This window comes from Methanobrevibacter sp. (genome assembly GCF_030539555.1).
In the GTDB taxonomy this organism is placed as follows: Archaea; Methanobacteriota; Methanobacteria; order Methanobacteriales; family Methanobacteriaceae; genus Methanocatella.
The window spans coordinates 1-9,150 of sequence record NZ_JAUNXX010000058.1; the positions used below are offsets into that span (position 1 = coordinate 1).

Consider the following 9,150-nt stretch of genomic DNA (forward strand, 5'->3'; position numbering starts at 1 on the left):
AACATAAAAAATGAAAAAGAAAAAAATCACACAAGTTTTTGAAAGTGCCCAATAGGTTACAATAATAAATAAATACTTTAAAAGATAAAATATCTTTAACTATATAAGGAGATGTTTTATATGGCAAAAATATTAAAATGTGAAGAATGTGGAAGTATTATTCAAGTTTTAGCTGTCGGTGATGAAAACACATGCAACGACCACATGCTTGAAATTCCAGTACAAACCGAAGGAGATAAAGCTCCTAAACACAAACCTGTAGTTGAAATAGATGGTGATAAAGTAACCGTTAAAGTCGGTGAAGTTGCTCACCCAATGGATGATGACCACTACATTCAATTTATAGTTCTTGAAGCAGGTGATGAACAATACGCTAAATGCTTCAAACCAGGAGATGTTGCAGAAGCAACTTTCACAGTCAACTCAACCGATGATGTAAAAGCATGTGCATTCTGTAACTTGCATGGCCTTTGGGCTAGTGAATAAGTTTAAAATTTATTTTTAAACTTTCTTTTTTCTATTTTTTCTTAATATAACAAATTTTAAATAACTTATTTTATATAACATATATCGTGTCTAAATATATTAAATTAATAATTTTTATTTTGATTTTGCTCATTATCTCTGCAGCAGTTCTATTTATAGACAGTTCTGTAGATAATATGAATAAATTAATGCCTGAAATTAGTGATGGCATTGTTAATGGAGATAGTGACTATAATGAAGCAGTTAATTTAGTCAATGATAAAAATTATGATGAATCAATGAATAAGGCAGTGTCTGCTGGAAATAATTATAATGGAAGTCTCGAGAAATTACATCTCTTGCAGGACAATTTCACTTCTGATGTCAATCAGGTCCATAAAGATTATATAAATAGTGCTATTTCAGAGCTGGAATTAAAAATCCAAGCTGTTGATAAATTAAAGGATGCAATTGATTGTTTTGAAGTAAATTATAATTATACAGGTACTGAATATGCTTATGAAGCTAATGATTTTATGGATCAATCCTTGGAATATAGGGATGCAAGGGATTCATTAGTTAGCAAGAATCCTAATTTATTTAAAGAGAATTTTATTATTTGATGAGGTTATAAAATTGAAAACTAAATGTCCGAAATGTAAAGGCATAGGGTCTGTTGTTGTGGATTATAAGGAATGTGATGCCTGTGGAGGAACAGGTTATGAAGATGATGCTTTTGACGTAGGAAATCATTTTAAAGGAGTTAATAACAAAGCAAAGGCAAAATTTGATTTGGGTGCAGAACAAGATGTTCCCTGTGAGACATGTAATGGAAAAGGTCAGGTTGAAGTTTATGGGGAATGCCCTCATTGTGGGGGAACCGGTCAGATTAATGTATGTAGGGACTGTGGAAAATTAATCGATGAAAAATATGATGTATGTCCTGATTGTGAAGAAAAAAGAAAGGTTGAGAAAATGAAGCATGATGAATATATTGCTCGCCAAAATCAAGTAAGAGATGTATATATATTGGATTCTCTGTGTAATATGCGAGATATTGATAAAGATAAATTATATAAAGGAAAGATTACTAGGATTGAACGTTACGGTGCTTTTGTAACATTAAATAATAATGTTTGGGGACTTATGAGAGGGGATGTCTCTGAGTATAATGTGGGTGATGAGGTTATTGTATTTATTACAGCAATAAAATCCAGAGAAAATAAAATTGACCTGGCACCTGCTTATGTTGATAAATACCGATTGATCAGATTGACCAAATCAATTCCACGAACATTAATTGGAAAGCTGGAAGAGAAAAAGGGAAAAATTGTTAGAATTGATGGTGAAGTTCAACAGATTCAACAAACTTCCGGTCCTACAATTTTCATTATAAATGATGAAAGCGGAGTTACAGAAATAGCTGCATTTGATAAGGCAGGTGAGAGGTCATATCCAGAAATTGAATTGGGTGATGCAGTACAGGTTATTGGTGAAGTCAATGAACATGGTGGAAAGACACAAATAGAGTCATCTTCAATGGCAAAACTAAGTGAGGAAAACACTCGCAAGTTACGAGCTTTGATTGATGATGCATTAAACAAGCGTGCTGAACCTGAAGATGTTGATTTCTTGGTCAAGAGTGATGTTTTAAACAGACTTAAACCAAAAATGAGGGAAGCCGCCAGGAAAATTAGAAGAGCAATCCTTGATGGAAGAACAATTTTGCTCAGACACCACAATGACGCTGATGGTATTTGTGCGGGAGTTGCAATGGAAAAAGCATTAATACCATTAATAGAGGAAATAAATCCAAGTAATGATGCCCAATATTATTATTTTAAAAGATCTCCAAGTAAGGCTCCATTTTATGAGTTAGAGGATGTTGTTAAAGATCTGTCATTTGCCCTTGAAGACCAGGAAAGGCATGGTCAAAAATTACCGCTTATAGTCCTTTTGGATAATGGTTCCACTGAAGAGGATATTGTAGCTTTAATGCAAGCAAAAATTTATGATATTGAAATTGTTGTAATAGACCACCACTCCCCAGGAGAATTATTAACCAAAGAAATAATCGACGGTGAAATTGTTGGGGCAACAGTTGCTGTTGATGAGTTTGTTGACACTCACGTAAATCCTTATTTGGTGGGCGGGGACTCACAATTGACTGCTGGGGCACTTGCAACAGAAGTTGCACATATCATCAATCCGTCAGTAGAAGGGTTAATTAAACATCTTCCGGCCGTTGCAGCATTGGGGGATCATGCAGAATCTGGTGAAGTGTACCAATATTTGGAATTGGCTGCTGAGAAAGGATTTAGCAAAGACCATTTGGCGCAGATTGCAGAATGCGTTGACTTTGAAGCATATTTCTTAAGATTCATGAATGGTAGAGGAATAATGGATACAATTTTGGCTGTTGATAATTTAGATAAGCATGAAAAGATGATTAATGCGTTATACAAGGAATATTTGAAAAGGGTTGATACTCAACTCAAAGCAGCACTGCCTAATATTCAAAAAACTCAACTTGAAAATGGCATTTACTTTAATCTGATGGATGTTGAAAAATACGCCCATAAATTCACATTCCCTGCTCCTGGAAAAACCTGCGGTTTTGTTCATGATAGAATAATTAGGGAGTTGGGTGATGACAAACCTATTGTTACATTAGGCCATGGTCCTGATTTTGGAGTATTTAGGGCAACGGATGCTGTAAATGAAGAATATGGATTTAATGTAAATGATATTGTCTCTAATTTAGCCAAAAAAGTTCCATCTGCCGGTATTGATGGGGGAGGCCATGAATGTGCAGGTTCCATAAAATATATTGAGGGGCTTGGTGAAGAAGTTTTATCAGAAATAGTTAAAGAAATTGAAAACATGTCTAAAAACTAGTTATTTGGTTATTCTGATTATCATGGTATTAGAAAATTACTGTAGAAGATGTGGTCATAGAATATTTCAAAATGAACCATTTTGCACCAATTGCGGATGTAAGACAAAATATTCCGGAAAGGATTATTTGGTTGTTTTTACTCCGCCTGTTCACAATATAGGATTTTTTGATTTGGACATTGATTTTTCCCCATTCATCGAAAGTAAAAAAACAGATTTTAAATATGAAATATGCTCTTGCGGATACCTGAATGAAGTCAGCAATGAATACTGTTATATGTGTGGAGTTAAAAGATCTGAAAGTAAATTGGACAAGATATTAAGACATAAATCCAGACCAAAATTTGAGCTAGGCAATATTCTATGTGAATGCGGTACTGTAAATCCAAAGGATAATATATTCTGCGATATGTGTGGAAAGCAATTACGCCATAATCCAAATGAAAATCAAGAAAATTACAGTAATTTTAATTTAGAATTTGAAGATTCAATATTCTGTTTTTGTGGTGAGGAAAATGACAAGTTTTCTCTATTTTGTAAAAACTGCGGTCTTCCATTGAAAAATTATGGTGTTTCAACTGAAGTTTCAATTTTATGCACATGTTCAACAGTGAATGAGATTACCTCCGATTATTGTATAGGTTGTGGAAATAGTTTAAGAAATGAGAATTCTGTTTTTATTTGCATCTGCGGACATACTAATAAAAGTGGTTCTAAGTTTTGCGAGGTTTGTGAAAGGCCTTTAAATCCATTGAGAGTCATTAAATCAAAATTCATATGTTCATGTGGAGAACTCCTTGATTGGAACACAGACTTTTGCCCTAATTGCGGTAAGAATATTAGAAGAACAATCATAAGTAAAAATTCTATTGGGCGAACATTAAAAAATATTAAAAAAGCCTTGAGGTAAACTATGAGGAGCTGTGATGTTTGCGGAACTTTAAATTTTAAGGAGAACAATTATTGCATCCATTGTGGCAATAAATTAGTTGAAGAACATATCTGTCCTTATTGCGGAGAATCCAACTTGGATATTGCAAATCATTGCATTAACTGCGGTAGTCAGATAAATCCAATAACAATTGATGATTTTGACATTTTATTCAATGATTATAATAATGATTTGTTATTGAATGCAAAAATCTCAAATGAAGAATATATGCAGATGTTATCAACTATTTTTGCAAGGGCTAAATATAGTGAACTTTATGGAAATACCACAAAAAATAAGATAATTAATCTAGCTAATGTTTTCACTCAGTGTAAACCTAAAGCAAGAGGATTCGAAAGAGGATATATCTTTTTGGATAACTGCATTTATTATGATGACCGTTTGGAGGATTCAATTCAAATTGCAACCATTATCCATGAATTAGCACATTACTTATTGTATGATATTATTGAAAGTTTGTTATGTAAAGTTTTCAATGTTAGAACTTCTTCCACCATACAGAGTTTTGTCTGGTATTTTTTAACATTGCCCGAATTTAAAATCATGAACGAGTATTGCGCCCATACAGTTGAAGGAAGATTCATTCCTTATGGCTATCAAAATTATGGGTCATTCAATAATCTGATTGAACAATTGGATTATGATAAAAGTTCTTTAAATGACATGATTATTTTCGGAAATACATTCGCCAATGAAATTATAATCTATTTGGAAAAGTATATTGACGAGAATCTGAGAGAAGAGATAAAACTGCAGTACAGGAAAGACTTAAATTCTCCTAATAATGATTCATTAAATATTGAAACCAATGATTGTCTTTCATTGGACATGAAAAATAGCCTTCTGCTAAAATTATTGTATGATATTTTAAAAATAGCATCAAAAGAAGATGTTCGTGAAGAATTGGAAATCATTAAAGAGGGAATTGAAGCAAACTAAATCATTCTTTTTTTTCTTTATCTTTAATAGTGTCTAATACTTCTTTTCCAGTGTCTGTCAATCGGTATAATCTGCCTTTTCGAGCTTCTTCATTAATACACTCGACAATATCTTTGCTTTTTAATTCACTTAACACTTTGGAAATGTGGTTAGTCCTGATTCCACTATCTTTTGCAATGTTAGTTGGTATCTTAACATCATCTCCAATGGATTTCAATGTTTTTTCCCGATATTTAGAAATTTGAACATATGAAGTTAATTTCAAAAGTTCATCATTTTCTTTTGACATAATAAACTATTTTATTGTTTCTGTTATAAAATTTTTTATTACATATTATCATTTTGTTATAAGTACTTTAAACACCTATTGGATTTATATATGTTTTCTTTCATATGTTTTGGGTATTGCATGTAATATTAAGATAAATTTAATATATATCTTGTGTTAAAAGTAATATTAACTAAAGTTTTTTTGTTGATTAATATGAAATGTAATCAGTGTGGTTTTGAAAATAAAGACAATGCAAAATTTTGCACTAAATGCGGCACGTCATTAGTTGAATTGGATAAAGATCCAATTACTTCAGAGTCCAATAATTCAAAATACATCATTATTGCATTGGTTGTAATAATTATCATTCTTATTGCAGCCATAGGATTCTTTGCATTTAACTCAAATTCCTCTTCAACTTCAGCAGATGTTGTACAAAATAATGATTCTCAAGCTGTCCAGGAGCAAGATTCTTCTGGTGATGGTGAGACTACTTCCCAATCAACTTCTTCTGAATCTTCGTCTTCATCTTCATCAACCCATACTACTTCGTCAACTCCAGTCAAATCGAAATCATGGGAATTGATTGGAAGTTATTCCGGTTCAGGTTCAGGTTCACAAACTATAAGTGTTCCTGCAGGTCAGATTATGGTCAAGCTTTCAGCTTATCCTATAAAAAATTATGCCACAAATCATTTATATGTAACCGGATCCAATGGCGCATCTGGTGGTGTGGATTGGGGTTCAACTAGTGCTGTAGAAACTAGGTCTGACTCATTTGAATACACTTCATCAACTTCAGAGTCCTTAACTATAGACTATTATGAGACCGTAAGTTGGGAAGTTGAATTTTACAGATATCAGTAAGTGATTTTAACATCACTTTCTTTTATTTTTTTAGATAAATTATTAATATGCCGAATAATAAAGTATCTACTATGTTTTTTGATTTAAATGTTAAAGGCAGTAGCTTTGAAGATAATTTAATCTTAGCAAAACAAGCTTCCAGATATGGCTGGGAACATATTAATTTTTCATACAATCAAAAAGATTTTTTAAATGCTTTAAATTTTAAAAAAGAGTTAATTCAGGAATTGGAAGAAGATATCTCCATTGATTATACTTTAGAGATTAAATCAAACAACATCAATGAAATCAGAAAAATTGCAAATAAATTTAGAAATAAATCATCATGTATCAGCGTTGCGGGCGGAGATTTGAAAGTGAATAGAGCCTCTCTGGAAAACATTAAAATTGATGTTCTATCAAGACCATACCTGAGGCGTTATGATAGTGGCATAAATCATGTTCTTTCCAAAGAAGCTGTAAAAAATAATGTGGCTATTGAATTATGTTTTAAGGATGTTTTAAAAAGTTATCTGGCGCATAGAGCTAAAGTAATTGCTAATTTTAAAGATATTTATACATTATATAGAAAATATGATTTTCCTTTGGTTTTATCTTCAGGAGCAGAGTCTATTTTTGATATTAAAACAACTCATGATTTCATTGCATTTTTCAAACAGACCGGTTTGAGTGATTTGGAAATTTCAAACTCATTCAATGTATCTTCAAATATTTTGGAATTTAATAAAAATCGTGATGAGATGATTCTAAAAGGAGTTAGGAGGATTAAAGATGGGTCTTAAAGTATTGCCGCCTACGCTCCGCAAAAATAATAGGTATTTGACTGTTGACATTAAAAGCGTTCATCCGATGGGCAAGGATGAATTTGTTTCAGTTGTTTGGGATGCATGTGTTAGATTTCAAGGGGAAATAGAATCATCCAATTTTAATTTATGGGTAATGCGTTTTTATGAGTTGGAAAAATGTGATGGCTATTATAATTACAAATCAATTGTCAGATGCCAGCGGGGATATGATGAGGAGGTTAGGTCTTCACTTGCATTGGTGAATAGGTATAAAAATGATAAGATTTCCATTTCAACAATTGGTTTGTCCGGAACTATTAATGCATCACACAGATTTATTTAATTACTTTTTGTTAGTTTAAAATAGAAACATTTATAAATAATATATATTATAAATAACAATTGAATTTATGGAAATTGTGTAAAAAAAGTATTTTAATAAACTACTTGGTAGTGATTAAAAGTAAAAATTGCCATTCATGGAGATTGGTTTTATTTTTTATGTTGTTGAATTTAAGAGTTAATATTTATTAAAATATTTATTAGAAAATATGAGGTATTAATATGCAACCTTTACAAAATGCTGGATATGATAGGGCTATTACTGTATTTAGCCCAGATGGAAGACTTTTCCAAGTAGAATATGCAAGAGAAGCTGTTAAAAGAGGAACTACATCAATTGGTGTAAAAAGTTCTGAAGGAATTGTTTTAGCCGTTGATAAAAGAACTACTTCTAGTTTGGTTGAAGCATCATCTATTGAAAAAATATTCAAAATAGATGAACATATTGGAGCAGCTACTTCAGGTCTTGTAGCAGATGCAAGAGCTTTAGTTGAAAGAGCAAGAGTGGAAGCTCAAATAAATAAAATCACTTACAGTGAGCCAATTAGAGTAGAAAGCTTATCTAAAAAATTATGTGACATGTTGCAGTTGTATACACAAAACGGTGGGGTAAGACCATTTGGTTCTGCTTTAATCATTGGTGGAGTATATGACGGAAAATGCAAACTGTTCGAAACCGATCCTAGCGGTGCATTAATAGAATATAAAGCAACAGCTATTGGTTCCGGCAGATCTACTGCCATGGATATTTTTGAAGAGAAATACGACGATGATATTACATTGGAGGGAGCAATTAATTTAGCTATTACTGCGATTAATGAAGCTACAGATCATGATACTACTTCAAACAATGTTGAAATTGCCGTGATTAAAAAAGACAGCGGCAAATATGAAAAAATTCCTCGTGAAGAAGTACAAAAATTCATTGATGAAATATTAGTCGATGAAGAAGAGGAAGAAGAAACTGTTGAAGAGGAAGTAGAAGAAGACGAAGAATAATTTTCATACTGTTTGTTGGGGGATGTTTCAATGGTAAATGTTGATGAAGCTATTATTGCTAAATACGAATATTGTGGGGAACATTTTGAAATATTGGTTGACCCTGATTTAGCAGCAGATTTTAGAAATCCTGATGGCCCAGATGTTGCCATTGAAGATCTTTTAGCTGTTGAAGAAATTTTTAAAGACTCCAAAAAAGGAGATAAGGCTTCTGATGAAGCCATGAATAAAATTTTCGAAACTACAGATCCTATTGAAGTTTCTAAAATTATACTTGAAAAAGGTACTGTTCAATTAACTGCAGATCAAAAAAGAAAAATGCAAGAGGACAAACGGAAGTTAGTTATTAATAAAATTGCTAAGGAAGCTGTTAATCCTCAAAATGGATTGCCTCATCCTGTTCAGAGAATTGAAAATGCCTGTGATGAAGCAAAAGTAAAATTTGATCCATTCACTTCAGTTGACCAACAAGTACAAACTGCCTTAAAAGCTATTAAGCCACTTATTCCAATTAGATTTGAAAAAGCTAAAGTTGCTGTCAGACTTCCTGGTTCTGCTGCGGGAAGTGCTTATTCTGTTATTCATGGATTCGGTGAAATCATCAATGAGGAATGGCAACAAGATGGTTCGTG

11 protein-coding genes are annotated in these 9,150 nt (G+C 32.3%); 10 read left to right on the plus strand and 1 reads right to left on the minus strand.

What is annotated here, in order from left to right:
- The first annotated feature begins 120 nt into the window (after positions 1–120).
- From Q4Q55_RS08495 to Q4Q55_RS08515, 5 genes are all read left to right on the plus strand, one after another.
- A complete protein-coding gene (locus Q4Q55_RS08495; RefSeq protein WP_303372386.1) occupies positions 121–486 on the plus strand; it encodes a desulfoferrodoxin family protein in 366 nt (121 codons plus the stop codon).
- Between the two features lie 119 nt (positions 487–605).
- Complete coding sequence (locus Q4Q55_RS08500) at positions 606–1,088, plus strand: hypothetical protein (RefSeq protein WP_303372387.1); 483 nt, start codon at positions 606–608, stop codon at positions 1,086–1,088.
- A 13-nt stretch (positions 1,089–1,101) separates the two neighbouring features.
- On the plus strand, positions 1,102–3,363 hold the full coding sequence (locus tag Q4Q55_RS08505) for a DHH family phosphoesterase (RefSeq protein ID WP_303372388.1): 2,262 nt from the start codon (positions 1,102–1,104) through the stop codon (positions 3,361–3,363).
- A gap of 22 nt (positions 3,364–3,385) precedes the next feature.
- Complete coding sequence (locus Q4Q55_RS08510; protein ID WP_303372389.1) at positions 3,386–4,273, plus strand: zinc ribbon domain-containing protein; 888 nt, start codon at positions 3,386–3,388, stop codon at positions 4,271–4,273.
- Between the two features lie 3 nt (positions 4,274–4,276).
- Positions 4,277–5,254, plus strand: a complete 978-nt coding sequence (locus Q4Q55_RS08515) for a zinc ribbon domain-containing protein (protein WP_303372390.1) — start codon at positions 4,277–4,279, stop codon at positions 5,252–5,254.
- Position 5,255: 1 nt separating this feature from the next.
- Here the strand turns inward: Q4Q55_RS08515 and Q4Q55_RS08520 are convergent, their stop codons facing one another.
- Positions 5,256–5,543 carry a winged helix-turn-helix domain-containing protein gene (locus Q4Q55_RS08520; RefSeq protein ID WP_303372391.1) on the minus strand — a complete coding sequence of 96 codons (288 nt, stop codon included), beginning with the start codon at positions 5,541–5,543 and terminating at the stop codon, positions 5,256–5,258.
- Between the two features lie 195 nt (positions 5,544–5,738).
- On the opposite strand from Q4Q55_RS08520, the gene Q4Q55_RS08525 reads away from it, so the two are divergent.
- From Q4Q55_RS08525 to Q4Q55_RS08545, 5 genes are all read left to right on the plus strand, one after another.
- Entirely contained in the window at positions 5,739–6,392 is a 654-nt protein-coding gene (locus Q4Q55_RS08525; protein WP_303372392.1) for a zinc ribbon domain-containing protein, read from the plus strand.
- 47 nt (positions 6,393–6,439) lie between these two features.
- Entirely contained in the window at positions 6,440–7,174 is a 735-nt protein-coding gene (gene rnp3 / locus Q4Q55_RS08530) for a ribonuclease P protein component 3 (protein WP_303372393.1), read from the plus strand.
- A complete protein-coding gene (locus Q4Q55_RS08535) occupies positions 7,164–7,520 on the plus strand; it encodes an Rpp14/Pop5 family protein (RefSeq protein ID WP_303372394.1) in 357 nt (118 codons plus the stop codon). Before rnp3 ends, Q4Q55_RS08535 begins: the two co-directional genes overlap by 11 nt.
- A gap of 221 nt (positions 7,521–7,741) precedes the next feature.
- The gene (psmA, locus tag Q4Q55_RS08540) at positions 7,742–8,518 is read left to right on the plus strand and encodes an archaeal proteasome endopeptidase complex subunit alpha (RefSeq protein ID WP_303372395.1); all 777 of its coding nucleotides are present in this window, start codon (positions 7,742–7,744) and stop codon (positions 8,516–8,518) included.
- A 30-nt stretch (positions 8,519–8,548) separates the two neighbouring features.
- The coding region (locus Q4Q55_RS08545; protein WP_303372396.1) for a ribosome assembly factor SBDS at positions 8,549–9,150 on the plus strand (602 nt) is incomplete at its 3' end.